28 protein-coding genes and 1 pseudogene are annotated in these 24,098 nt (G+C 67.4%); 14 read left to right on the forward strand and 15 right to left on the reverse strand.

Annotation, left to right across the window (positions count from 1 at the left end; all coding sequences use genetic code 11):
* Nucleotides 1-54 precede the first annotated feature (54 nt).
* The 5 genes from ACLJOO_RS29030 (at nt 55) to ACLJOO_RS29050 (ending at nt 6,612) form a co-directional block, all read left to right on the forward strand.
* Nucleotides 55-1,047 (forward strand): universal stress protein, encoded by a 993-nt coding sequence (locus ACLJOO_RS29030; protein WP_410790603.1) that lies wholly within the window; start codon nt 55-57, stop codon nt 1,045-1,047.
* Complete coding sequence (gene aceE, locus ACLJOO_RS29035; RefSeq protein ID WP_410790604.1) at nt 1,044-3,776, forward strand: pyruvate dehydrogenase (acetyl-transferring), homodimeric type; 2,733 nt, start codon at nt 1,044-1,046, stop codon at nt 3,774-3,776. Before ACLJOO_RS29030 ends, aceE begins: the two co-directional genes overlap by 4 nt.
* 292 nt (nt 3,777-4,068) lie before the next feature.
* Entirely contained in the window at nt 4,069-4,404 is a 336-nt protein-coding gene (locus tag ACLJOO_RS29040; RefSeq protein ID WP_410790605.1) for a hypothetical protein, read from the forward strand.
* A gap of 33 nt (nt 4,405-4,437) precedes the next feature.
* Nucleotides 4,438-5,466, forward strand: coding sequence for a slipin family protein (locus ACLJOO_RS29045; RefSeq protein ID WP_410790606.1), 1,029 nt, complete (start codon nt 4,438-4,440; stop codon nt 5,464-5,466).
* Between the two features lie 66 nt (nt 5,467-5,532).
* Nucleotides 5,533-6,612, forward strand: a complete 1,080-nt coding sequence (locus ACLJOO_RS29050; protein ID WP_410790607.1) for an ABC transporter ATP-binding protein — start codon at nt 5,533-5,535, stop codon at nt 6,610-6,612.
* 82 nt (nt 6,613-6,694) lie between these two features.
* Here ACLJOO_RS29050 and ACLJOO_RS29055 read toward each other — a convergent pair whose 3' ends face one another.
* The 11 genes and pseudogenes from ACLJOO_RS29055 to ACLJOO_RS29105 all read right to left on the reverse strand — a co-directional run bounded on the left by ACLJOO_RS29055 (nt 6,695) and on the right by ACLJOO_RS29105 (nt 15,979).
* Nucleotides 6,695-7,021, reverse strand: coding sequence for a TerC family protein (locus ACLJOO_RS29055; protein ID WP_410790609.1), 327 nt, complete (start codon nt 7,019-7,021; stop codon nt 6,695-6,697).
* Between the two features lie 185 nt (nt 7,022-7,206).
* A pseudogene (locus ACLJOO_RS29060) lies at nt 7,207-7,611 on the reverse strand (TerC family protein); the annotation flags it as partial.
* Nucleotides 7,611-9,026: a V-type ATP synthase subunit B gene (locus tag ACLJOO_RS29065; protein WP_410790610.1), complete on the reverse strand. Its 1,416-nt coding sequence runs from the start codon at nt 9,024-9,026 to the stop codon at nt 7,611-7,613. The gene ACLJOO_RS29065 and the pseudogene ACLJOO_RS29060, both read right to left, overlap by 1 nt.
* Entirely contained in the window at nt 9,023-10,822 is a 1,800-nt protein-coding gene (locus tag ACLJOO_RS29070; protein ID WP_410790611.1) for a V-type ATP synthase subunit A, read from the reverse strand. The genes ACLJOO_RS29065 and ACLJOO_RS29070 overlap by 4 nt, the downstream gene beginning before the upstream one ends.
* Nucleotides 10,819-11,160, reverse strand: coding sequence for a V-type ATP synthase subunit F (locus ACLJOO_RS29075; RefSeq protein WP_410790612.1), 342 nt, complete (start codon nt 11,158-11,160; stop codon nt 10,819-10,821). Before ACLJOO_RS29075 ends, ACLJOO_RS29070 begins: the two co-directional genes overlap by 4 nt.
* A gap of 28 nt (nt 11,161-11,188) precedes the next feature.
* Nucleotides 11,189-12,196, reverse strand: a complete 1,008-nt coding sequence (locus tag ACLJOO_RS29080; RefSeq protein WP_410790613.1) for a V-type ATPase subunit — start codon at nt 12,194-12,196, stop codon at nt 11,189-11,191.
* Complete coding sequence (locus ACLJOO_RS29085; RefSeq protein WP_410790615.1) at nt 12,193-12,756, reverse strand: hypothetical protein; 564 nt, start codon at nt 12,754-12,756, stop codon at nt 12,193-12,195. The genes ACLJOO_RS29080 and ACLJOO_RS29085 overlap by 4 nt, the downstream gene beginning before the upstream one ends.
* Nucleotides 12,756-12,980, reverse strand: coding sequence for a hypothetical protein (locus tag ACLJOO_RS29090; RefSeq protein WP_410790616.1), 225 nt, complete (start codon nt 12,978-12,980; stop codon nt 12,756-12,758). Before ACLJOO_RS29090 ends, ACLJOO_RS29085 begins: the two co-directional genes overlap by 1 nt.
* A gap of 13 nt (nt 12,981-12,993) precedes the next feature.
* Nucleotides 12,994-14,934, reverse strand: a complete 1,941-nt coding sequence (locus tag ACLJOO_RS29095; protein ID WP_410790617.1) for a V-type ATP synthase subunit I — start codon at nt 14,932-14,934, stop codon at nt 12,994-12,996.
* A complete protein-coding gene (locus tag ACLJOO_RS29100; RefSeq protein WP_410790618.1) occupies nt 14,931-15,314 on the reverse strand; it encodes a hypothetical protein in 384 nt (127 codons plus the stop codon). The genes ACLJOO_RS29095 and ACLJOO_RS29100 overlap by 4 nt, the downstream gene beginning before the upstream one ends.
* A complete protein-coding gene (locus ACLJOO_RS29105) occupies nt 15,311-15,979 on the reverse strand; it encodes a V-type ATP synthase subunit D (protein WP_410790619.1) in 669 nt (222 codons plus the stop codon). The genes ACLJOO_RS29100 and ACLJOO_RS29105 overlap by 4 nt, the downstream gene beginning before the upstream one ends.
* A 222-nt stretch (nt 15,980-16,201) precedes the next feature.
* Between ACLJOO_RS29105 and ACLJOO_RS29110 the strand changes: the two genes are divergently transcribed.
* Both ACLJOO_RS29110 and ACLJOO_RS29115 read left to right on the forward strand, forming a co-directional pair.
* The gene (locus ACLJOO_RS29110; RefSeq protein WP_410790621.1) at nt 16,202-16,654 is read left to right on the forward strand and encodes a MarR family winged helix-turn-helix transcriptional regulator; all 453 of its coding nucleotides are present in this window, start codon (nt 16,202-16,204) and stop codon (nt 16,652-16,654) included.
* A complete protein-coding gene (locus tag ACLJOO_RS29115; protein WP_410790622.1) occupies nt 16,651-17,016 on the forward strand; it encodes a DUF488 domain-containing protein in 366 nt (121 codons plus the stop codon). The genes ACLJOO_RS29110 and ACLJOO_RS29115 overlap by 4 nt, the downstream gene beginning before the upstream one ends.
* Nucleotides 17,017-17,052: 36 nt before the next feature.
* Here ACLJOO_RS29115 and ACLJOO_RS29120 read toward each other — a convergent pair whose 3' ends face one another.
* Together ACLJOO_RS29120 and ACLJOO_RS29125 are read right to left on the reverse strand one after the other, a co-directional pair.
* Nucleotides 17,053-17,460 carry a cupin domain-containing protein gene (locus tag ACLJOO_RS29120; RefSeq protein ID WP_410790623.1) on the reverse strand — a complete coding sequence of 136 codons (408 nt, stop codon included), beginning with the start codon at nt 17,458-17,460 and terminating at the stop codon, nt 17,053-17,055.
* Nucleotides 17,453-18,157 (reverse strand): DUF2249 domain-containing protein, encoded by a 705-nt coding sequence (locus ACLJOO_RS29125; protein ID WP_410790625.1) that lies wholly within the window; start codon nt 18,155-18,157, stop codon nt 17,453-17,455. The genes ACLJOO_RS29120 and ACLJOO_RS29125 overlap by 8 nt, the downstream gene beginning before the upstream one ends.
* A gap of 87 nt (nt 18,158-18,244) precedes the next feature.
* Between ACLJOO_RS29125 and fdxA the strand changes: the two genes are divergently transcribed.
* The 4 genes from fdxA to ACLJOO_RS29145 are packed head-to-tail and all read left to right on the forward strand — an operon-like array spanning nt 18,245 to nt 20,113.
* On the forward strand, nt 18,245-18,571 hold the full coding sequence (gene fdxA, locus ACLJOO_RS29130) for a ferredoxin (RefSeq protein ID WP_410790626.1): 327 nt from the start codon (nt 18,245-18,247) through the stop codon (nt 18,569-18,571).
* Between the two features lie 5 nt (nt 18,572-18,576).
* Nucleotides 18,577-19,284 (forward strand): helix-turn-helix transcriptional regulator, encoded by a 708-nt coding sequence (locus ACLJOO_RS29135; RefSeq protein WP_410790627.1) that lies wholly within the window; start codon nt 18,577-18,579, stop codon nt 19,282-19,284.
* On the forward strand, nt 19,284-19,652 hold the full coding sequence (locus ACLJOO_RS29140) for a cupin domain-containing protein (protein WP_410790628.1): 369 nt from the start codon (nt 19,284-19,286) through the stop codon (nt 19,650-19,652). The genes ACLJOO_RS29135 and ACLJOO_RS29140 overlap by 1 nt, the downstream gene beginning before the upstream one ends.
* 29 nt (nt 19,653-19,681) lie before the next feature.
* Complete coding sequence (locus ACLJOO_RS29145; RefSeq protein ID WP_410790629.1) at nt 19,682-20,113, forward strand: hypothetical protein; 432 nt, start codon at nt 19,682-19,684, stop codon at nt 20,111-20,113.
* Between the two features lie 36 nt (nt 20,114-20,149).
* Here the strand turns inward: ACLJOO_RS29145 and ACLJOO_RS29150 are convergent, their stop codons facing one another.
* Together ACLJOO_RS29150 and ACLJOO_RS29155 are read right to left on the reverse strand one after the other, a co-directional pair.
* Nucleotides 20,150-20,800 carry a response regulator gene (locus tag ACLJOO_RS29150; RefSeq protein WP_410790630.1) on the reverse strand — a complete coding sequence of 217 codons (651 nt, stop codon included), beginning with the start codon at nt 20,798-20,800 and terminating at the stop codon, nt 20,150-20,152.
* Between the two features lie 2 nt (nt 20,801-20,802).
* Nucleotides 20,803-21,768: a sensor histidine kinase gene (locus ACLJOO_RS29155; protein ID WP_410790631.1), complete on the reverse strand. Its 966-nt coding sequence runs from the start codon at nt 21,766-21,768 to the stop codon at nt 20,803-20,805.
* 174 nt (nt 21,769-21,942) lie between these two features.
* Between ACLJOO_RS29155 and ACLJOO_RS29160 the strand changes: the two genes are divergently transcribed.
* The 3 genes from ACLJOO_RS29160 to ACLJOO_RS29170 are packed head-to-tail and all read left to right on the forward strand — an operon-like array spanning nt 21,943 to nt 23,432.
* Nucleotides 21,943-22,284 (forward strand): TraR/DksA family transcriptional regulator, encoded by a 342-nt coding sequence (locus ACLJOO_RS29160; protein ID WP_410790632.1) that lies wholly within the window; start codon nt 21,943-21,945, stop codon nt 22,282-22,284.
* Nucleotides 22,285-22,314: 30 nt separating this feature from the next.
* Nucleotides 22,315-22,668: a TraR/DksA family transcriptional regulator gene (locus ACLJOO_RS29165; protein WP_410790633.1), complete on the forward strand. Its 354-nt coding sequence runs from the start codon at nt 22,315-22,317 to the stop codon at nt 22,666-22,668.
* Nucleotides 22,665-23,432: a rod shape-determining protein gene (locus ACLJOO_RS29170; protein WP_410790634.1), complete on the forward strand. Its 768-nt coding sequence runs from the start codon at nt 22,665-22,667 to the stop codon at nt 23,430-23,432. Before ACLJOO_RS29165 ends, ACLJOO_RS29170 begins: the two co-directional genes overlap by 4 nt.
* Nucleotides 23,433-24,098 lie beyond the last annotated feature (666 nt).

The raw sequence follows: 24,098 nt of genomic DNA on the forward strand, positions 1-24,098 counted from the left end.
GGAACGGCACAGTCGGAACCGCAAGGCATCCAGAGCTGAAGCGGAGCGGGCGACATGACCAAGACAACTCCTCTAGACAACCACGGCCGGCAGCCGGTCATGGTCGGTGTCGACGGCTCGGTCTCCGCGCAGGCCGCGCTCGCCTGGGCGGTCGCGGAGGCGTCGTACAGACGGTGCCCGCTGCACATCGTTCACGCCTTCACCTGGCCGATGATCGCAGACCCCTTCGGCCTGAGCCTGACCGAACCGACGAACGACGGACTCCGGGCCGCGGCCGGCTGGATCCTCGCCGAGGCGAAGAACCAGGCCCGGCAGGCTGCGGCCGATATCAGCGTCACCGCCGAACTGTTCGCCGCGGCGGCCGCACCGACGTTGCTGAGCCAGGCACAAGGCGCACAACTGGTCGTCGTCGGCAGCCGAGGCCTCGGCGGGTTCCGCGGCCTGCTGACGGGATCGGTCAGCTCCACGGTGGCCGCGCACGCCCCGTGCCCGGTCATCGTCGTCCACCCGCACCGAGACGGTACGGCGTTCCCCGTGTCGCCGACCGGCCGCGTCGTGGTCGGCGTCGACGGGTCGGACGTCTCGGCCGCGGCGATCCGGTTCGCCTTCCAGGAAGCGGCCCGCCGACGTGTCGGGATCACCGCCGTACATGCCGCGGCGCCGACCCGCCAGCACCCGTCACTGCGTGTCCCCGCGGAGATCGTCGAGCAGGTCGACCGGCAACTGTTCGCCGAGGCGATGGACAGCAAGCGAGTCCTCATCCCGGGCATCGACGTGGAAACGAAGCTGGTGCACAGCCACCCGGTCCAGGCTCTGCTCGACGAAGCCGACGGCGCCGAGCTCGTCGTCGTCGGGTCGCGCGGGCGCGGCGGGTTCACCGGCATGCTGCTGGGATCGGTCAGCCAGGCCGTGCTGCACCACGCTGCCTGCCCGGTCGCGGTCGTCCACCCGCACCGGCCGAAGAGAGTCAACGGCTCGTCTGCACACCGGCCCAAGGTCCAGCTCGCCGCGCCGAACCGCTTCGCGCACCTCAAGGAGCTGTCATGACACCGACGCCGCAAGGCCTGCCAGAAAGCCTGGGACTGCATAGCCAACTGCTCGATCTTGACCCCTCAGAGACCCAGGAATGGCTGGAATCGATCGACCAGGTGGTCGATCATGCCGGCCAGAACCGGGCACGGTACCTGCTGCTCAGCATCCTGCAGCGAGCCCGCGACCGTCGCGTCGGTGTTGCGAACCTGCGCAGTACCGACTACCTCAACACGATCGCCCCCGACGCCGAACCCGAGTTCCCCGGCGACGAGCACATCGAGCGACGGATCCGGGCGTACAACCGCTGGAACGCCGCGGTCATGGTCCATCGCGCGCAGCGGCCCGGCATCGGCGTCGGCGGGCACATCTCCACTTACGCCTCTGCCGCGTCGCTGTTCGAGGTCGGGTTCAACCACTTCTTCCAGGGCCACGACGCCCCCGGCGGAGGCGATCAGATCTACTTCCAGGGCCATGCCTCACCCGGCGTCTACGCGCGGGCGTTCCTGGAAGGCCGGCTGACCGATGACCAGCTCGACGGGTTCCGGCAGGAGTTCTCCCACGCCGGCGCAGGCGGCGGGTTGCCGTCGTACCCGCACCCACGGCTGATGCCGGACTTCTGGGAGTTTCCGACGGTCTCGATGGGGCTGGGCCCGATCAACGCGATCTACCAGGCACGCTTCAACCGCTACCTGCACAACCGCGGCCTAAAGGACACCAGCGGCCAGCGGGTGTGGGCGTTCCTCGGCGACGGCGAAATGGACGAGCCGGAGTCGCTCGGTGCGATCGGCGTCGCCGCGCGCGAAGAGCTCGACAACCTGACCTTCGTCGTCAACTGCAACCTGCAGCGCCTCGACGGCCCGGTCCGCGGCAACGGCAAGATCATCCAGGAACTGGAGTCGTACTTCCGCGGCGCGGGCTGGAACGTCATCAAGGTCATCTGGGGCCGCGAATGGGACCCGCTGCTGGCCGCCGACACCGACGGCGCGCTGCTCAACCTGATGAACACCACACCCGACGGCGACTTCCAGACCTACAAGGCGGAGTCCGGCGCGTTCGTACGCGAGCACTTCTTCGGCCGCGACCCCCGCACCGCGGCCATGGTCGAGCATCTGTCCGACAACGAGATCTGGAACCTCAAGCGCGGCGGACACGACTACCGCAAGCTGTACGCCGCCTATCGGGCGGCCACCGAGCACACCGGGCAGCCGACGGTGATCTTGGCCCAGACGATCAAAGGATGGACGCTCGGCTCTCATTTCGAGGGCCGCAACTCCACCCACCAGATGAAGAAGCTCACCCTCGACGATCTCAAGGGCTTCCGGGACCGGTTGTTCCTCGAGATCCCCGACTCGGCGCTGGATGCGGTGAATCCGCCGTACTACAGGCCGACGAAGGACTCGGCGGAGTTGGAGTATCTGCATGAGCGGCGTCGCGCCCTGGGCGGTTACCTGCCGTCCCGCAGAGTCCGCAGTACGCCTCTCGAGCTGCCCGGCGAGGCGGCATACGAGATCGCGCGGCGCGGCTCTGGCCGTCAGCAGGTCGCGACCACGATGGCGTTCGTCCGGCTGCTCAGGGACCTCATGAAAGATCCCCAGATCGGTCACCGGTTCGTGCCGATCATCCCGGACGAAGCCCGCACCTTCGGCCTGGATTCCCTGTTCCCGTCCAAGAAGATCTATTCCCCACATGGGCAGCACTACCTGTCGGTCGATCGCGGGCAGATGCTGAGCTATCAGGAAGACGTCCGCGGTGTTCTCCTGCACGAGGGCATCACCGAAGCCGGCTCGGCCGCGTCCTGGACTGCCGCGGGTACGTCGTACGCCACCCATGGTGAGCCGATGATCCCGCTGTACATCTTCTACTCGATGTTCGGGTTCCAACGCACCGGCGACCAACTCTGGGCAGCTGCGGACCAGATGACCAGAGGATTCCTGCTCGGCGCCACCGCCGGCCGTACGACCCTCAACGGTGAAGGGTTACAGCACCAGGACGGGCATTCGTTGCTGCTGGCATCGACCAACCCTGCCTGCATCGCCTACGACGCCGCCTATGCCTTCGAACTCGGCCACATCACCGCCGACGCCCTCCGGCGTATGTACGGCGAACCGCGGCCCGGTGAGGACCAGAACGTCTTCTACTACCTGACCCTCTACAACGAGCCGATCCCGCAGCCGGCCGAGCCTGACGACGCCGACGTCGACGGCATCCTCGCCGGGATGCACCGCTACTCCCCCGCTCCCGAGGGCGATGGTCCGAAGGCGCAGATCCTTGCCTCCGGCGTCGCCATGCCGTGGGCTCTGGAAGCTCAACGCCTGCTCGCAGCCGAGTGGGGCGTCCAGGCAGACGTCTGGTCGGTGACGTCCTGGACCCAACTACGCCGCGACGCACTCGCCGCCGAGGAATGGAACCAGTCCCACCCCGACCAGCCGACCCGAATCCCCTATGTCACAAGGCGACTCGCGGAGACCATGGGTCCTGTCCTCGCCGTCTCGGACTGGATGCGCGCGGTCCCCGACCAGATCGCCCCCTTCGTCCGCAGGCCTTGGACGTCGCTGGGCACCGACGGGTTCGGCCACTCCGACACCCGCGCCGCCCTGCGCCGCCACTTCCGCGTCGACGCGCAATCCATCGCCGTGCGGACCCTGCAACTGCTTGCCGACACCGGAGAACTCGACGAGTCGGTCCCGAGGCTGGCCAGGACCACCTACCTGGCTGGGCCAGAGCCGGCGCCCACAGCGCACTAGGTCGCCGGCAGCTGTCCATACTCACCTCCCGGGGTCCACGAGGTGATCGGTGTTGGCAAGGGCAACGTTCCGCTGGATCCGTCTGTTGCCGAGCATCGGCAACCGCAAGGGCTCCAAATCAGCCGACGACAGGCGGTGCCAGTCCGTGGCCGTCGGACAAGCATGGAAGTACATCGACGCTCTAGAAGGAGCAGATTATGAGTACTGAGGGCGCACCGCCCGCACGCCAAGCCGGGAGACACTGTCGGACCCGGCCTACCAAGCCTTCCTGGTCTTGCGAACCGTCTTCACCGTGGCCCCGATCCTGTTCGGGCTCGACAAGTTCGCCAACCTCCTCACCGACTGGCCCGGCTACCTCGCCCCCTGGATCAACGACATCGTCCCCGGCTCCGGACAAGACGCCATGTACATCGTCGGCATCATCGAAATCGCCGCCGGCATCGCCGTCGCCCTCATCCCCCGGTACGGCGCACTCCTCGTCACCGCCTGGCTCGGCGGCATCATCATCAACCTGCTCACCCTCTCAGGCTTCTACGACGTGGCCCTCCGCGACTTCGGCCTCCTCGTCGCTGCCCTCGCACTGGCCCGCCTCGCCACCAAGTACGCCCCGGCCCGGCACAACTCCTGACGAGACCGCGGGCGACGTCCTGACGGAGAAGAAATGCTCATCCTCTACATACTGCTCACAGTGCTGGTCGTCGGCCTGATCGGGGCATCGTCGTGCGTCCGGGTGGTCAAGCAGTTCGAGCGCGGCGTCGTGTTCCGGTTCGGCCGGGTACGTCCCGCGATCCGGCCGCCTGGACTTGCCTTGCTGGTGCCGATCGCGGACCGGTTGCAGAAGGTCAACATGCAGATCATCACGATGCCGGTCCCCGCGCAGGACGGCATCACCCGCGACAACGTGACGGTCCGCGTCGACGCGGTCGTCTATTTCAACGTGATCGATCCGGTCCGGGCGGCCGTCGATGTCGAGGACTACATCTCGGCCATCGGCCAGGTCGCGCAGACATCTCTGCGTTCGATCATCGGCAAGAGCGACCTGGACGACCTGCTGTCGAACCGGGAACGTCTCAACCAGGGTATGGAACTGATGATCGACAGCCCGGCGTTGGACTGGGGAGTCCACATCGAGCGGGTCGAGATCAAGGACGTCGCCCTGCCGGAGACGATGAAGCGGTCGATGTCGCGCCAAGCCGAGGCCGAACGCGAGCGCCGGGCCCGCATCATCACCGCGGACGGCGAACTCCAGGCTTCGGAGAAGCTGGGACAGGCCGCTGAGGTGATGACCAAGCACCCGGCCGCCCTGCAGTTGCGCCTCCTCCAGACCGTCGTCGAGGTCGCCGCCGAAAAGAACTCCACACTGGTGCTGCCGTTCCCCGTCGAACTGCTCCGGTTTCTCGAGCGATCGACACCGGCCGAGAGCCCGCAGCCTGTCACCGCCGACCCCGAGATCCGCACGACCCCGGCCGAGACGAACGGATCCACCACGTCCGATCTGTCGAAGGGCCTCGAGATCGCGCAGTCCCCGCCGGACGCGGGCCACGTGTCTTTGTCGCCTCAGATGCTGACAGCCAGGCCACCCGCTCTTCCTGACGCAGCCGTGACCGCGGCTCTCGGAACGGTCGGGGTTGCACACACCCGGTGGGGCGGACTTCACTCCGGGAGCGCCGACCCGGCCTGGCAGCCGTGAGTCTTGACAGGAAAGCCGGCCGGTGGGCCTGGCATGTACGTGCCAGTAAAGGAAGGGAAGCGTGACATGGCAACGGTCTCGTTCAAGGGAGCCACCCGGGTGTATCCGGGCTCCGACACACCAGCCGTCGACCGGCTGGACCTGGACATCGCCGACGGCGAGTTCATGGTGCTCGTCGGACCGTCGGGTTGCGGCAAGTCCACCTCGCTCCGGATGCTCGCCGGCCTCGAAGAGGTCAACGAGGGCAAGATCTACATCGGCGACCGCGACGTCACGGACTTTCCGCCCAAGGACCGGGACATCGCGATGGTGTTCCAGAACTACGCGCTGTACCCGCACATGACGGTCGCAGACAACATGGGCTTCGCCCTCAAGATGCAGAGCCTGCCCAAGGACGAGCGAACCAAGCGCGTCACCGAGGCGGCCAAACTGCTCGGCATCGAGGAATACCTCGACCGCAAGCCGAAGGCACTGTCCGGTGGCCAGCGCCAGCGCGTCGCGATGGGCCGCGCGATCGTCCGTAACCCACAGGTCTTCCTGATGGACGAGCCACTGTCCAACCTCGACGCCAAGCTCCGCGTCCAGACCCGCACCCAGATCGCCGAACTCCAGCACCGCCTGGACGTCACCACCGTCTACGTCACCCACGACCAGATCGAGGCCATGACGATGGGCGACCGGGTCGCCGTCCTGAAGGACGGCCGGCTGCAGCAGGTCGACACACCACTGCACCTCTACGACCGGCCCCGGAACGTCTTCGTCGCAGGTTTCATGGGATCACCGGCCATGAACCTCATCGAGGCCCAGATCACCGACGGCGGCGCGAAGATCGGCGACTACGTCGTACCGATCGAACGCAGCCTGCTGTCCAAAGCCGGAACCGACCGGACGCTGATACTGGGCATCCGGCCGGAGGCGTTCCGTCTTGCCGATACAGGGCTGGCGGTGAAGGTCGGGGTGATCGAGGAGCTCGGCTCGGACGCATTCCTCTTCGGAGTCACCGAGCACTCCAGCCTGAACCAGCAGATCATCGCGCGGATCGGCACCCGGCTGCACAGCCAGACGGGTGCCGTCGTGCACCTTGTCCCGCAGCCCGACAAACTGCACCTCTTCTCGACCTCCACCGGGCTGCGCCTCACCGCCTGACCGCTTCGTACTCCACCGGGAACGCAGCGCCGTGGTCTTGTTGGTCAGTGGCGGCCGGCCAGCGAACTGATGACGGTGATGATCAGAACGCCGGCGTCACACTCAACGACAAGCCTGTGCCGATCTCGGGGACGTGCAGGGGCTGCGCGTTGTTGACGAACGGGAGGTTGTTCTCGTGCAGCGCGTGCAGGATGAGTTTGACCCCGATGAATCCCAGGATCGCGGCGAGGCCGTAGGACAAGTAGATGAGGCGGTCCAGTAGACCGTCGATGAGGAAGTAGAGCTGCCGCAGCCCCAGCAGGGAGAAGGCGGTGGCGGTGAACACGATGAAGACGCTCTGGGTGAGGCCGAAGATCGCGGGGATGGAGTCCAGCGCGAAAAGGACGTCGGTTCCACCGATGGCCACCATGACGAGCAGCATGGCGTCATCACGCGGCGGCCCTGGTCGATGGTGAACAGTCTGTCGCGATCATAGGCGTCGGAGGTCCGCAGGAACCTCTTGGCAAGACGGACGATGATGTTGTTCGCCGAGCGGCCCTTCGCGGTCCCGGGTTTGAGCATTTGGCCTGCCGTGACAAGCAGTATCAGGCCGAACAGGTAGAACACGAAGGCGTAAGAGTTGACGAGCGCGGCGCCGAGAAAGCTGAAGGCGGTGCGCGCGAGGAGCGAGAAGACGATGCCGAACAGCAGTGCCTTCTGCTGGTCCGCGCGGGGCACCTTGAAGCTGGCCATGATGATGAGGAACACGAAGAGGTTGTCGACCGACAGTGCCTTCTCCGTGAGGTAACTGGCGAAGTATTCGCTGCCGATCGCCGCGCCGCCCACGAGCCAGACACCGACACCGAACAAGACGGCGATCCCAACGTAGATCGCTGACCAGACCGCTGCCTCGCCGAGGGTCGGGATGTGCGCGGTGCGCACATGGAAGAAGAAGTCGAACAGCAGCAGGGCAAGGATCCCTAGGATCGTCAACGCCCAGACAAGCGGAGGAACATGCATCAAGCATCGGTCGCTGTCACAGTCGCCTTGTGATAACGCGCCAACTGTTCGGCGCTGACGCGTTTCAGTTCGGCCGGCGGGAAGGGCGCCAGGAGTCGCCACCCCACCTCGAGGGTGTCAGTCAGAGACCGGCGGGCTGGTCCTTGGTCGAGGTACGTGCGTTCGAAAGCTCCGGCAAAGGCGAGATAGCGCCGGTCCTCTGCGGGCAGGCCGCTCTCGCCGACGATCGACATCAGCCGGCGGACCTCGCGGCCGCGGGCGTAGCAGGCGTACAGCTGGTCGGCCAGGCCGCGATGGTCGTCGCGGGTCTTGCCGGCGCCGATGCCCGCGTTCATCAGCCGGGACAGCGATGGCAGTACGTCGATCGGCGGCTGGATGCCTTGCCTGTCGAGGTCACGCGACAGCACGATCTGGCCTTCGGTGATGTAGCCGGTGAGGTCGGGGATCGGGTGGGTGATGTCGTCGTCGGGCATCGTCAGGATCATCAGTTGGGTCAGCGACCCAGTGCCGCCGCGCACTCGGCCGGCCCGTTCGTACAGTGAAGCCAGATCGGTGTACATGTAGCCGGGGTAGCCGCGGCGGCCCGGCATCTCCTCCCGCGCGGCGGAGATCTCGCGCAGCGCTTCGCAGTACGCCGTCATGTCGGTCATCACGACCAGGACGTGGCGCTGCTGTTCGAAGGCTAGATATTCGGCCATGGTGAGCGCGACCCGGGGGGTCAGCAGCCGTTCGATCGTGGGGTCGTCGGCGAGGTTCAGCAGGAGCACGCTGCGGGCGGCGGCGCCTCCGGTGAGAAACTCGGTGCGGAAGAACTCCGCCTCCCGGCGGGTGACGCCCATCGCGGCGAAGACGACGGCGACATCGGCGTCGTCGCCGGGCACGCCGGCCTGGGCCGCGATCCGCGCGGCCAGGGTGTTCGCGGGCAGGCCGGCGCCGGAGAAGATCGGCAGTTTCTGCCCGCGGACGAGCGTGATGAGTCCGTCGATCGCCGACACACCGGTTTCGATGAACTGGTCGGGGTGCGCGCGGGTGATCGGGTTGAGGGGCAGGCCGTTGACGTGGCGGTAGTCGTCCGGGACGGGTTGTGGGCCGCCGTCGCGTGGCCGGCCGGCTCCGTCGAGGACGCGGCCGAAGTAGTCGGTGCCGACGCCGGTCCGGGCGGCGCGGCTGCGGGTGAGAACTGAGGTTTCCCGGCGTCCGATGCCGACGGTTCCGCCGAAGACCTGGACGATCGCCGTCGATCCATCGAGCTCGAGCACCTGGCCTTCCCGGATCGGGCCGTCGCCGGTTTCGACCTCGACGAGTTCGCCGTACCCGACGCCGTCCATCCCGTCCACGACGATGAGTGGCCCGGCGACTCGGGTCACCGTGCGGTGCCCGACGGTGAAAAGGGCTTGGGTTTGGGGGGTGGTCACAGCGAGCTCATTTCTTCGGCGATCTGCTCGATGAGGCGGGTTGCGGAGTCGTCGACGTTGTCGGGTGGCCAGCGGCGCATCCGGCCGAGCTCGCTCAGGACGCTCGCGGAAGTGATCGCGGTGATGGCGACGCCCCGCTGGTGCGCTGAGCTCATGGCAGCGCCGGCCTCGTGGACGACGCGCAGCATGGCCAGCAGCCGTTGCGGAGGACAGGACGCGTCGATGTCGTCGAACGAGGACTGCTGGAGCAGGTCCTCTCGCAGGGCTTGCCCGATGCGAAGGGTGATCCGTTGCTCGGCTGCCAGCGCTTCGACGCCTAGCAGCGACACCACTTCTTGCAAGGCGCCTTCGTCTTGCAGCGCTGCTGCCGCCCACCGGCGCAACGGCGACCAGTCCGAGCCGATCTCCTGGTCGAACCAATCGTCGAGGCCGTACTGGGAGAAGCTGCGCAGCCAGTTCACGGCGGGGAAGTGTCGTTGCCTGGACAGTGCGGTGTCGAGTGCCCAGAAACAGCCCGCGAGCCGCAGGCTGTTCTGGGTGATCGGCTCGGAGAAGTCACCGCCGGCCGGTGAGACGGCGCCGACGACTGTCACCGAGCCGCTGCGCGCCGGCGTACCGAGGCACGTCACCGCGCCGGCCCGTTCGTAGAACCCGGCCAGGCGCGTGGCCAGGTATGCGGGGTAGCCGTCCTCGGCAGGCATCTCCTCGAGTCGGCTCGACACCTCGCGCAACGCCTCACCCCAGCGGCTGGTCGAGTCGGCCATCATGGCCACGTCGTAGCCCTGGTCGCGGTAGTACTCCGCAATCGTGATCCCGCTGTAGATGCTTGCTTCCCTGGCCGCGACCGGCATATTGGAGGTGTTCGCGATCAGCACGGTGCGCTCCATCAGCGGGGCGCCGGTGCGCGGATCGGTCAGCTCGGGGAACTCCTCGAGCACCTCGGTCAGTTCGTTGCCACGTTCGCCGCAGCCGACGTAGACGACGATATCGGCGGTCGAGAACTTGGCCAGGGCCTGTTCCAGTACGGTTTTGCCGGTCCCGAAGCCGCCGGGGATGATGGCGCTTCCGCCGCGGGCGACCGGGAAGAGCAGGTCGAGGACCCGCTGGCCGGTGATCAGCGGCACGGTGAGCGGCAGCCGATTCGCAACCGGACGGGCCCGGCGTAACGGCCATCGACGCATCATCGCGACGGGGTGCCCATCGATGTCGACAACAGCATCGAGGATGCCGGCCGGTCCGGGACGGACTGCGGTGACGACCCCAGTGACGCCTGTCGGCACAAGGATCCGGTGCTCGACGGCACGTCCTTCGGGGACCGATCCCAGCAGGTCACCGGGTCCGACCCGGTCCCCGATCTCGACGGCGGGCCGGAAGTCCCAACGGCGGTCACGGTCCAGGCGGGGCGGGTCCGCGCCTCTGGCGATGTAGAGACTGCCGTCGGCGCTCAGGTTGCTCAGCGAACGCTGGGTGCCGTCGAGGATGCCGCCGAGGAGTCCGGGGCCGAGTTCGGCGTACAGGGGTTCGCCGGTGGCCTCGACCGGTTCGCCGACCTGCAGTCCGCTGGTGTCCTCGAACACCTGCATCACCACCAAGTCGCCGTCGATCTTGATGACCTCACCGAGCAGCCGTTGAACGCCGACGCGCACCACATCGAACAGGCGGGAGTGGGGCAGGTCTTTGGCGCTGACCACCGGGCCAGAGATCTTGACGACCCGGCCGCTGTCGGTCTGCACCTGCCTGGCCGGTCCGGGACGTCCGGGGTGTGCCGGCTCGGTGCGTGGTTTCGTCGTGGTCATTGCGGGTCTCCGCTAGGGGTGAAGGTGATCTGGTAGCCAATAGCGCGGGCAAGCAGGTCACGTAGCGCTGCGTCCTTGGCCGCGGAGACGTCGCCGTCCTCGTCGGGCAGGGCGAGGACCAGCGGGGAGCTCTGTTTGGTCCAGGCCGCGCGGAGCGACGGTGCGACGAGCGACCAGAGGGCGCCGTGGATCGCGATGACTGCAGCCTGACCGTCGGCGATCGCCTGGCTGACCGCGGCGACGGTCTGCTCCGCGTCGCCGGCGGTGACGGTCCGCGCGCCGCCGAGACGAAAGCCGGTGGCGGTGGCCGGGGTGGCGACAACCAATGCCTCTGTCATGAGCAGATCCCTTCTGGTGGCGTCGGGTTCATGGGACGAGCAGGTCCCGGACGTCGTGAGCGGGAGCAGCACCGACAAGCAGGAGCCGAACGGTGCGGGCCTCGCATTCGGCAGCCAGGACGTAGCCGACAGGCACATCGGCGCCGAGGGGGTCGCCGCGCCGTAGCCCGCGTACCCCTTGGCGCCACACAGCGACGTCCAGGTCCCATTCGAGCCTTGCGAGGTCTCCGTCGCGGACATGCCGTTCGAGAGCTTGCCGCCAGGTGGGACGGGCGGTCACGACGGGTTGCGGATCGCCGCGCCGGGCCGCCAGCAGCGCCGATTCGGGCACCAGCCCGACGGGAAGGAGTCGCGGTGTCTCCAGCACCGGGTCACGCAGTACGGCGAGCAGATTGGCCCGGTCGCATTCGGCCAGGACCAGATCCAGGATCGGGCGAGCGGCCCGGCCGACCCATTCCAGCCGATCGGTCCAGCCGTCGATCGCGGCCGCCGCGACGGTGGTCTCGAACTCGTCCGGGTCGCCGTTCAGTTCGTACCGTTCCCAGGCCCCGGGCAGCGCCCGGGCGGTCAGCGCGTCGGGAAGCCGCTGCGCCACCAGCCGCAGGACAGTCGTCGCGCCGTCAGGTGCTGCTGCGATGTCGGCGGCGGCTCGTCGATCGATCGCACCGACAGCCATCACCGCCGCGACCCGCTCGACGGCGGGCCGCCTGGCGCGGCCGCCGCGGAGCAACGCGAGGACGTCTTGCAGGTCGTGCCGAGCCAGCAGCACCCCGACCGCGGTGTCGGCCATACCGCCGTACAGTCCCCGGACTCCACCCAACAGGTCGCGCAGTCGACGTCCGACCGCGTCGAGGAGCCTCAGGTCGCCCGCTTCGTCGCGGCTCAGATATGGGCGGTAGGTCGACGCCGCGAGCCGTTCGGCGGCCTGCTCACGGGACAGACCGGCGAGCTGGTCGTACTCGAACGGAGCGAGCAGCCCGGGCAGCCGCGCCCGCAGGCGGGTGTTGCCGGCGATGAAATCGGGCCGGGGTGTCATGAGTCCCGATTCCAGGAGCCGCTCAGACCCGCACGGATCTCCGGCCAGGTGTTGGCAAGCCTGGTGAGATAGGTGTTGTCGACGTAGCGACCCTGGTCGTCCTCGGCGATCGCGCCGCTGTGTTCGAGGTCGGCGACGACTCGGACCGTAGCGTCGGGCAGCAGCGCCATTACGTCGGCCGGGTGAACGTGGACGGTCGTGGCCTGGGGCATCGCCGCGAGGGCCTCGGCCAGGCAGGCGGCCGCCATCGCTCGGCCGTCCGGGCTTCCAGGCAGGGCGAGCAGTTCCTCGCGGACCTGACCGAGGACCAGGGCGAGGGCGTCGTCGCGCGCGGTCCGGACTGCCCGGCGGGCCCTGAACCGCGCGGCGATCAACAAGTCCTCCGCCTCTTGCCGGGCTGCGGTTTCGGCTGCCGTCACGACATCCTGACGGATCTTCGCACCGCGCTCGTGCGCATCGGTGAGCAGCTCAGCCGCTTGCCGCCGCCGTTCCTGCTGGGCCTTCTCGTGTTCAGCTGCTCCTTCCTCCTCGAGCGCGGTGAGCAGGTCGCGCAGCGCCATCACTCGCCGCCGAGGAGCAGGATGATCATCGCGGCGACCGCGAAACCGAGGATGACCAGCGTTTCCGGAATGGCGACCAGCAGGATCGCGCGGCCGGTCAGTTCAGGCTTCTCCGCTACTGCGCCCATGGCCGCGGCTCCGATGCGGGCCTGGGCGTAACCAGTGGCCAGGGCAGCGAGTCCGACGGCGAGGCCGGCGGCGAGGGCGATCAGTCCGAGCTCCATGATGTTCGTCCTTTCAGACGGATGACCGAGCCGGGACCGGCTCGGGTGAGTTGATGGCGGCAGCGGACGGCGCAGTGACGCACTCCGACTCGGGGCCTTGGGCAACGGACCCGGCGCCGAGAGGGGCGAAGAGCCGACCGCCGCCCTCGTAGAACTGCCCGAAGAACTCGACGTAGTGCAGCCGGAGTGCCTGGATCGTCGGGCTGAACGCCGCCAAGGCGAGATTCAGCGCATGGAACAAGGTGGCCACGAGAATTCCGAGCAGCAGCGGCCCACGAGCGCCGAGCTGGTTGGCGACCTCAGCCAGGTATGTCGAAGCGAGACCGACCGCCGCCAGCCGCAGGTAGGACAAGACGTTGCCGAAGGCACCGAGCAGGTCGAGCGGGCCGAGCAGCAGCCCGAGCGCGCCCTGGGACACGCAGGCCACGACGACCCCGACGACGAGCGCGGCAACCGCAGGAGTCAGGACCTGCGCCGGGAAGCCTGCGGCGGCGACACCGGCCAACCCGAAGAGCCCGGCCAGCACCAGAAGGGTTCCCAGTTTCGAGGCCAGCGGCCGGCGCTGGTGTCCACGGGCGGCCGTCCAGATGCCCAGCAGCAACCCCAGCACGACATGGGCCAGGCCGATGGCCAAGGCGAACAGCAGCAAGGGTTGCAGCGCGGTCGGGCCGCCTCGGTAGAACCAGAGCGCCGGCATGCCGATGCTGTGGCCCAGGCTGCCGAGTGCTTCGCCGTACAGGAGGCCGAACAGGACCGTCCAAGCGCCGCCGAGCATCATCACCTTGGCGACCTCGCCGAGGGTGCTCTTCGTCGGCCGGTGCGATCTGAGCCACCACGCGGCCGTCAGCAGCAGGGCGCCGTACACGACGTCGCCGACCATGACACCGAAGAAGATCGGCAGCACCAGCGCCGTCAGCCCCGTCGGGTCCAGATCGCCGCGCGCCGGCCAGGACAACAGCCCGACAAGCTGCTGAAACGGCTGCCAGCCGGTCCGGTTCCGCAGCAGAACCGGCTGGTCCTCGACCGATGCTCCGGTGGTGACGTGCTCGACAGCGACGGCCTCGCCTAGCCTCTCGCTCAGTGCTTGCTCGATCTGCGCGGTCCGTTTAGCCGGGACCCAGAGCCTGAGGATGAACGTGCGCGAGGACAGGTCCGCCTGTGTCGCCGCCACAGCTCGCTCAGCGCGAGCCCGCAAAGCAGAGATGGTCGCCTGCAGCGACCCCGCGACCGGATTGACCGTGGCGGCCAACTCGGCCTGGACTCGGTCGCGTTCGGCAGGCAAAGCGGCGAGCCGCTGCCGCATCGCGTCGACAGTCGCGCGCAACGACTTGCCGGCGTAGGCGGCCGGGACACCCATCTCGACGATCCGCTGTGTGCCGAGCAGCGAGTTCACTTCGGGCAGGTCGCCGCGGCGAAGAACCAGCAGGCAGCCGACCGGACTGCCCGGTGCCGCCGACGAGGTGACCAGCAGGTGTCCTCGGCCGAGCAGCTCGGCGAGTTGCCGGGTCAGTTCCGGCACGATCCGTGTGTCCGGGTCGTCGAGGACCAACGCCATACTGGCCAGGCCCAGGTTCGCCAACTGCCGGTCGTTCAGCCGGCCCAGCTCGGGTACGAGTGGCTGGAGTGCGTCGAGGGCGTCGATGGACCGAGGCAGCGCCTCGGCCTCGCCGCGTAGCTCCTCCGCTTCGGTCAGCAGCCGCGCCACCTGGGGTTCGAGGTGCGCGAGCGTGGTTCGCAGCGCAGTGTCGCTCAGCACGGCGCCGACCGCGGACTGGTCGATGAGCTTGAGCATGGCGTCGGTCCGGGCGATGAGGTCTGCCAGGTCGGGCGGGGTCTCGCCGGGATCGGCGACGGTCACGACCTCGGCCAGGCGCAATTCCTGCAAGGCTGTCAAGGCATCGTCCAGGCGCGGCCGAAGCCCGACGACCTCGAGCTGGGTGAGGGGGACCATCATGGTCGGCTCACCACCACGTCTTGCGATGATGACCTCGGTCGCGGCAGCACGGCAGCGACGACAGTTGCGACGTCCTGGTCCCGCCGCCGGGCGGCCGCCGCGGTCAGTGCGGCTGCGCGGCGCACACCGACTTCGATCAGCCGGTCGGCCTCGGCGCGGGCGGCGGTCAGGATCGCGGTTGTCCGTTGCCGCGCCCCCTCCGCCGCCTGCGCTTCGGCCTCGGCGATGAGGTGATCCGCCTGCACTTGAGCTAGTGCCACCTCATCGCCGGCTTGGTTCGCCGCGGCCAGCCGGGCGGCGATCGAGTTCTCGAACTCCCGTACCAGCTCGTGCGCCGCCGCCTTGGCGATCGTGCCGCTGTCATCGTGCGCGCGGCTCATGCCGCGCTCCGAGTGCGGTCACGCCTGTCGCTGGTCGCGTCGCGGGAGGCCCGGCGGCTGCGGGCTCGCCTGAGCCGCGCGTGCTCCTCGCGCTCGCGCTCGTCCAGCGTGAGCGCGATACCACGCGCCTCGTCGTGCAACTGAGGGAGCACGATGTTGTCCAAGGCATTGACCTGCGTGGTGGTGCGCGCAATCTCCGTCGCCAGCCGTCGTACGCTGAGCTCGACCGCGCACAGGTCCAGTAGCCACTCGAGTTGCTCCTCGTAGGCCTGCGCGACGATGTCGATGTGGGCCGAGACGAGGCCGGGGGCCCAGCCGCGCGTGGCGGCGTTGCGCCGGACCGGGGTATGTCGCAGGTCGAACACGTGAACACCGGCCACGGTCCGAGACGTCAGCTCGGCGCCGATCCCGGTCGCGGCGGCCAAGGCTCCCGACGCGAGTTCCTCGGGGCCGCACACCGCGGTGGCCTCGTCGAGGCGTTGCCGGGCTTGGACTGCGAGGATGCGCAGCCGTTCCAATCCGTCCAGGAGCTCTGTCTGGTGATGGCGGAACTCGCGCACCAGCGCGGTTCGTTTGTCCTTGAGCAGATCGCGGCCTTGAGCGACGAAGACCGCCCGCCGCCGGCGGTCGAGCAACTCACTTCGAGTAGCAACAAGGGATTGCATGGCACACTCCCGGATGCGTGATCGGGTATCTCCGAGACTGCCGCTACGCCGCCACTGCAGGTATGGGCACCTTCGGCGAAGGTCGCATCTCCTTGATTGCCGGGAACCGGCAACGGCCCGCGGGTCACGCGGGCTGTGCGACGACCTCGCAGTTATATCGCAACACGATATACTTGGCTTCGTGGCCGGGTTCCCCGGTGCAACCACCGAGGACGTGATCGCATGCAGCCCGAGACGACGCACGACGAGCAGGCGGCAAAGCCGTTGACGAAGGCGGATTTCGAGGCTTTGGCCCGGTTCCGCTTCGGCATCCGCACGTACCTGCGCTTCAGCGAGCAGGCCGTCCGCGGTCATGGCCTCACACCACAGCAGTACCAGTTGCTGCTGGCATTGAAGGGGTTTCCCGGCCGCGAGTGGGCGACGTTGACCGAGTTGGCCGACCGCCTCCAGTTACGTCACCACAGTGTCGTTGAACTCGTGAACCGTGCGCAGGCGAAAGATCTCGTGACCAGGGCGTCAGATCCGACGGATGCCAGAGCTGTCCGGGTGGAGTTGACGCGGCACGGCAAGCGGGCGCTGGCGCGGCTGAGCACACTGCACCGCGACGAGCTTCGACGGTTGGGGACCGCGCTTGCAGTACCCGACTGGAGCGACACTGCCGACGGTGCAGCATGACGCGCCGTTCTGTCCGGGTCCGCAGGATCTACGATCAGCCCGCAGCCGATGACGGCATCAGGGTCTTGGTTGATCGGGTGTGGCCGCGCGGGATCCGCAAGGACGCCTCCGGCATCGACGAATGGGCCAAGGACGTCGCACCGTCCACGGAGCTGCGGAAGTGGTACGGCCATGTACCGGAGAAGTTCGCACAGTTCGAGGCACGCTACCGCGACGAGCTGGCAACACAGACCGGACGGATCGCGCTGGACCACCTGCGTACGCTAGCGAAACGCGATGTCCTCACCTTGGTGACCGCGACCAGGGATGTAGACCACAGCCAGGCGGCTGTCCTGGCCCGGTTACTGAGTGAACCACGTTGACCCTCTACCGGCCCCGACGCGGCGGCTCTCGGGACGCTATCGGCTGGGGCGCATCTTGATCTGCAGCCCGGGGCGGCGTCGATGGACAGTCATGTAGGACAGGCCGTTGTCGCCGGCCCTGAGGTTGCGGGTCGAACCACGAGGCAGCCAGACAATGTTGCCCTCAGCAATATTCTGATCCCCGTCGGGCGCACCGACGATGCCGCAACCGGCGACGACGATCAGTACGACGTCCAGATCCGGTTCAGTGTGGGTATCCACCCGCTGCCCCGCAGGTAGATGGATGAGGTTGGCATCCAGTTGGCGACCTGGCTCGGCGAGTGTCCACCGGGCTCCCGACGGTACGGGTGAAGTCTCGGTGAGTTCGTGTACGTCGGCCAGGACCCGCACCGTCGGCCACTCGGAGCGGAGTTCAGTTGGAACTGCGGGCGACTCCTCAGGCATCAACAGCGACCTTGCCGATCCGGACTCGCCACTCCTCAGGCCCGGCCTGCAGATAGTCCCAACTGAAGGTGTCTCGGTACCTGGCTTCGAACTCGTTGCGCAACGGCTTGGGGTCATGACTGTTGACCAGGATGAACGACCCTCCGGGGGCGAGCCGGGCATAGCGGGCGAAGACACGTGGATGACGCCCGCCACGAGCGATTCGCCGTACGTCGATGACCGTCGGCTCTTCGAGCTGCTCCCCCGCGAGGTAGGCCCTCACGTCTGAGGCCAGCAAGGACGGATCGACGCTAGGAAGGCCCGCGAGCGCGGGGAGCAACACCGACTCCTCGATCTGGAGGTGAGTATCCAGGGTCGCCGCGATCATCACACCGAGCCTCGCCGCATCCACCGGGCCGGCTGCTGCAAGTTCGTCGATCTGCGTGTTGAGTGCAGCGGTCCCGATCCGGAGAGCAACGACCAAGAGCCGGGTCTCATCATCGTCGGAGGCGGGCGCATAGAGGTCCCGATCCGCAGTGACCAGGTAGCGGCGCACTTCATGGAGACAGAAGTCCACCAACTCCTGAGCTACGGGCTGCACTGTGGTCAGCTCCGCCAGCCCGGACAACAGCCGGTCATGCGCCTCACGGACCGCACGTCCGGCGATGACGTCCGGGTCGGTCTCAGTCGCCTGGATGAAGATCTCCGAAGCCGCCATGCTGTCACTCTCCTCACGACACTGTTTCGAATGATTATTACATGTGATATTTGTAGTAATTACAAGCGTCCGGTGAGGAGTCCCCCTGTGACCTACGTGATAGCGCTGCCATGCGTCGATCTGAAGGATCGAGCATGCGTCGATGAGTGCCCGGTCGACTGCATCTATGAGGGCGGGCGCTCCCTGTACATCCACCCCGACGAGTGCATCGACTGCGGCGCGTGTGAACCGGTCTGCCCGGTCGAGGCCATCTTCTACGAGGACGATCTGCCCGAGCAGTGGAAGGACTACCAGGCCGCGAACGCCGGATTCTTCGACGACCTCGGCTCGCCCGGCGGCGCCTTCAAGGTGGGCGCCCTAGCACACGACCACCCCCTCATTGCGGCGCTACCGCCTCAGCAGCAGGCAAGCTGACCTCCATGACCAGGACTGACCAGACGGCCGGCGACCAGCCGCGCCGACAAGCATTGCTCCAACTCCTACGCGGTTCGGATGCTCCGCTGGGTGTCACTGAGCTCGCCGAACAGCTCGGGATCCACCCCAACACGGTCCGCTTCCACCTCGACGCGCTCATCGCGCAAGGATTGGTCGACCGCCGACTCGAGGAGCCGACCGGGCGGGGCCGGCCTCGTACCGTCCACACACCACATCCTGGGATGGACCGTGGCGGGCTGCGTCAGTACCAACTACTGGCCAAGATTCTGCTCGGTCAGCTGGCCACGAAATCCGACGCGGGCGCCGCAGCCGAGGCTGCGGGCCGCGAGTGGGGCGGCTACTTGATCGAGCACATCCCTCCGTCTCATGAGCCCGACGTACCCGAGGCGACTCAGCGACTGAGCTCGATGATGACCGACCTTGGGTTCGCTCCGGAACCCGACGGCGATGCAGCCATGCGCATCAGACTGCGGCACTGCCCCTTCCTGGAACTCGCGGAGGAGTACTCCTCAACCTTGTGCCCGCTGCATCTCGGTCTGATGCAAGGTGCGCTCACGGAGATCCGCGCACCGATCGCGGCGACCCGGCTCGAGCCGTTCGTCGAGCCCGACGCCTGTCTCGTTCATCTCGCGCCCGCCGATAGCACCGGCCTGGGCACTCGTCCGCACCAGCGTCGCAACAGGAGCACCTGATGTACCTCACCAGGATCGGAACCACACCCAGACGCCGCGCCCCGATCTCCGGGGGACCGACGATGGAGGTACTCGTCGCCGCCGAGACCTCCGACCACATCGCCATGGTCCAGGTACGGATCCCGCCCGGCGGCGGCCTGCCGGAACACGACCATGGGGCGTCCGAAATCATCCTGGTTCACATCTCCGGATCGATCGAACTGCGGCAAGGCGACCAGCAGCACAGACTCGCCCCCGGCGCCGTCGCACACCTGGCCACCGGGGAACGCGTCAGCCTGAACAATCCGGGAACCGAGCCCGCCGTCATGATGATCGTCGCCTCGCCCCCGGAATTCGTCGCGCGAATCACAGCCTGGCCCGCCGCCTGAGGGCCACTGACAACCCAGTAGGAGCAGTCTTGAACTCCGCGCCAGCCGCCATAGCAACCGCCGCCGTGTTCATCTGGCTCGGCATGGTGCTCGCGATCTCCTTCCTGGAGGCGCCCCTCAAGTTCCGGGCGCCAGGTGTCGACATCCCCATCGGGCTCGGCATCGGTCGCATCGTCTTCAGGGTCCTCAACCGCGTCGAGATAGCACTGGCGCTGATCGCCTTGGCAGCCATCGCCATAGGACGCCCAACCGGCTCCGTAGCAGGTCTGACGGCGGCGATCCTGATCATCCTGGCCGGGCAGCTCATCGCGATCCGGCCGCAACTCAACCGGCGCACCGACCGCGTCCTCGCCGGTCAGCCGGCGTCCCGGTCGAGTATGCACTTGTATTACGTCGGTCTCGAGGCAGCCAAGGTGCTCACGTTGGTAGCACTCGGAATCTGCCTCCTCGTGGCGCAATGACTGATGCGCCTCATCGCCTACCGTCCGACCGCATGTTCATGGCTCGACGAGTCCGGCGCGGATCGCGTAGCGGGTCAGGTCGAGGCGGTCGCGAAGGCCTAGTTTTTGGAGCATGTTCGAGCGGTGGCGTTCGACCGTCTTGATACTGATCGTCAGCAGTTCGGCGATCTCTTTCGACGAGTTGCCCTCGGCAACGAGCTTGAGGATCTCCTCCTCGCGCGCGGTGAGGATCTGCCCGGGCAGATCGATGCCTTGCCGGACGCGATCCAGGTAGCTGCGGACGAGGGTGGTCACGGCCCCGGCATACAGGAAAGGTTCCCCGCGCATTGTCGCCCGGCAAGCCTCGACGAGGTCGCGGTCGAGCACGGACTTCAGTACGTACCCCGAGGCGCCGGCCTTGAGTGCCTGGAAGAAGTACTGCTCGTTGTCGTACATCGTCAACATCAGCACGCGCACTTCAGGGCGTACGACGGACAGCTCTCGCGCGGCCTGGAGTCCCGTCATGCGCGGCATCGCGATGTCGAGGATCGCCAGATCGACCGGCTCGCTGCGGGCGAGCGACACGGCCTCGTGGCCGTCGGCGGCCTCTGCGATCACCTCCAGATCTGGTTCGCGGTCCAATATCAGGCGGACACCGCGTCGGACCAGGGCATGGTCATCGGCAAGGAGGATCTTGGTAGGCTGCATCGTCAGCCTTTCGTTCCGTGCACGGGCACTGTCAGGCTGACGTCGGCTCCGCCGCTGGGCGCAGTGCTGACCTCGAGTGTCGCTCCGATCAACAGAGCCCGCTCTCGCATGCCACGGATCCCGGCGCCCTCGTGAGCCACGCCGATGCCGCGGCCATTGTCCTGGATCCGCAGTACGACGGACTTGTCGTGACCTGCCAGCGATACGTCGACGTGGGAAGCGTCGGCGTGCCGGGCGACGTTCGTCAGGCTCTCCTGCGCGACCCGGTAGAGGACCAGCTCGGTCTGGTCGTCCAAGCGCGGCAGTCCGGACTCGAACTGACGTCGTACGACCAAGCCTGTGTGATCGGACAGTTCGGTCGTCAGCGCGGTGAGTGCGCTGACCAGGCCGAGGTCCTCCAGCACGCCGGGCCGCAGCCGGTGGGCGAGCCGGCGAACCTCTTCCAGACTTGCCCGCGTGGTTTCCTGAGCCTGCGCCAGTTCGGCACGCAGATCGGGATCCACCGACCGATCGGCAGCCCGGTTCAAGTCCATGAGTACGACGGTCAGACTCTGCCCGACCTCGTCATGAAGCTCCCGGGCGATGCGCCGACGCTCGGACTCTTGCGCAGACAAGGCCCGGGCCGCACTGGTGGCACGCTCGCGCTCCAGCCGGTCGAGCATGTCGTTGAACGCACGGAGCAAAGCCGGGACTCCGCCGTGGCCACTGACCGCAAGGCGCTGGCCAGGGCGCAAGATATCGACCGTCGACATGCGCCGCGTCAGTCGGGCAAGCGGGGCGAGACCGATCCGCAGCAGCGCCGCATTGGCGACCAGCATCACGGCAAGACCGCCGATCAGGACGGCGGCCTCGGTCAGCAGCACCGGCACCGAGACCGTCACCGGCGCCCACAGCAGCAGCGCGGTCGCCGCCCCGAGTACGACGGCGTTCAGCGCGAAGATCCGCCAGAACAACGACACCGCCAGCATCCCTTCTCGTGGCGCAACTCCCGCCACTATCCCCCGCGGTCCACACTCCCTGTGCAAGCGTGCCCGTCCTGCCAGTCGGTGTCGATCCGTGCTGACACCCATGGTGCCGGGCAGCGGCGAAGATGGGTGCTGGTCCCGATAGGCAAGCCGGTGCGGACCGGCGATGGTGGTGCCATGAAGACACCACGGATGACCTCCAGCACGGTCGGTACGGGCGGTCAGCCAGAGCTGCACCGCAACCACGAAATCCTGCAACGCCTGCAGCACGAGCGAAACACCCGGCTCGCCCAGGTGAACGCCATGGAGGCCGACAAGCCCAACGCCAACGAGGACTTGGTGAAGGCCCAGACCACGGCGATCCGCATGGTCCTGGCCGAGATCGAGGCGGCCGTGGGACGCGTGCAGGACGGTTCGTACGGCGTTTGTCACGGCTGCGAGGCGAGGATCCCGGTCGGGCGACTGGAGATCCTGCCCTATGTTCGCTACTGCGTGCGTTGCCAGCAGCAAGCTATGTGACGACTGTCGGACACTGATCGAGGAGAGCCCGTGACAGCCATCACCTTCAATGCCGGACTGCCTCGGCACGAGCTCACGACACTGCGAGCAAGGCTGCTGGAGCAGCGCGCCTTCCGACGTGAGCAGCTCAGGACCATCCGCGGGTCGGCGCCGAAGGACTCGCTCGGCGCCGACCGTTCGGCGCACGCTCAGGTGCAGGACCATCTGACCGTTGCGGCTCGGATCGTCCTGGCCGACGTCGAGGCCGCGCTCGACAGGATGGACACCGGCCACTACGGACAGTGCATCCGGTGCCGCAGGGCTGTTGAGGTGCACCGGCTGCAGATCTGTCCGCAGACCGTGTACTGCGGCGAATGCCACCGCATCCAGGAGTCTGGGCAATGAAGCCTTCGCTCGCAGGCAGGTCGCTGCGTCGCACCACGTCCTCTACGCGGCCTCCGGAAGGTGTCGCCATCGACCTCGGCAGCGCACGCACCAAAGCCTGGACGCCGGGCCACGGCCTCCTCGTCGACGTGCCGACCATGAGCGCCGGCACGGGGAAACGCCCAGTGCGCCGAGGGAAAATCGTCGACCGATCCGCGGCCGCCGCCCTCGTCAGTGAACTCCTAAAATCTCAGGTGATCGCGGAACGACGCCGTACGGTCGTGGCAACGATCCCGATCACCTCCGACGAGACACATCGCCGTCATCTCCTCGCCGTACTCGATGTCCTGGGCCCCGAGACCGTTCTGACGATCGACACCGTCAAGGCGGCCGCCCTGGGCGCCGACGCCGACATCACCGAGCCGCTGCTGGTCGTCGACATCGGCGCTCAACTGACCGAGGTCGCCCTGCTGGCCGGCGGCTGCTTGCGCGGTGCCCGGTGCGCGGAACTGGGAGTGCGCGACCCAGTTTCGTCGGCGCAACTCGTTCAGGAGATCGTGGAGTCAACCATCCAGCTGATGGGTGAATGTGGTCCACAACTGGTCGATGCTCTGGACCGAGGCGTCCTCCTCACCGGTGGCGGCGCGCTCCGTCCCGAGATCACCTACCAACTCTCGACCCAACTCGGCGCCACCGTCCAACCCGCTCAGGCGCCCCAGGCTGCCGCGGTTCGAGGAGCCGCCCTCGTCCTCCAAGCAACCCACCGCCACCCCGGCACCTTCTGACACCAGGCGGGTAACAGCCGGTTAGTAAGGTACCGGATCCGCGCTGCGTCCTTAGGACACCGTCTCAGCTCCACCAGCCGGCTAGATCTGGATACGGGCGAGGATCACGTCGGCGATGGTGTTGGGTAGGGCGTGGCCGAGGACGGTGAAATTCTGTTGCGCCTGGGTCAGACCACATGTCGGGTTCGTCGGTCTCCATCTCTGCTGCGAGTCGCCGTACTGCGGCGTCGTCGGGGGCCTCGACGACCATCTCGCTGTAGTAGGCCTCGTTGGTGTGTGCCTGGCAGTAGTACAAGTTCGCCGGTCTTGTGCTCCCCCCGACGACTGTTCCGAAGCAGCACAACCGCCGATCAGGATGGTGCCAAGGGTCAGCACAACCACTCTGGACTTCATGCCGATCATCAGGCTTCCCCCGTTCCGTGGTGCGCTCCATATCGAGAAGTCTGCGCAGAAAGCGGGAGAGTCTGTATCGGGCGATCGGTGGACGATCGTCAGCCTTCGGCCGACGTGAAGGTCTGCAGTGCGGCCTGTGCGGCGCGAGTCGCTCGGCTATTGGCACCGGCAGACCACCGCATCTCGCGCAAGGCGGGACATAGGTGATGTGTGACAGCGGTACCGTTCGAAGGACTCGTCGGACCGGCGCGGCGCCGGAGCAGAAGGAGACAG

Origin of the sequence: Kribbella sp. C-35, assembly GCF_046549195.1 — a bacterium.
Classification (GTDB): Bacteria; Actinomycetota; Actinomycetes; order Propionibacteriales; family Kribbellaceae; genus Kribbella.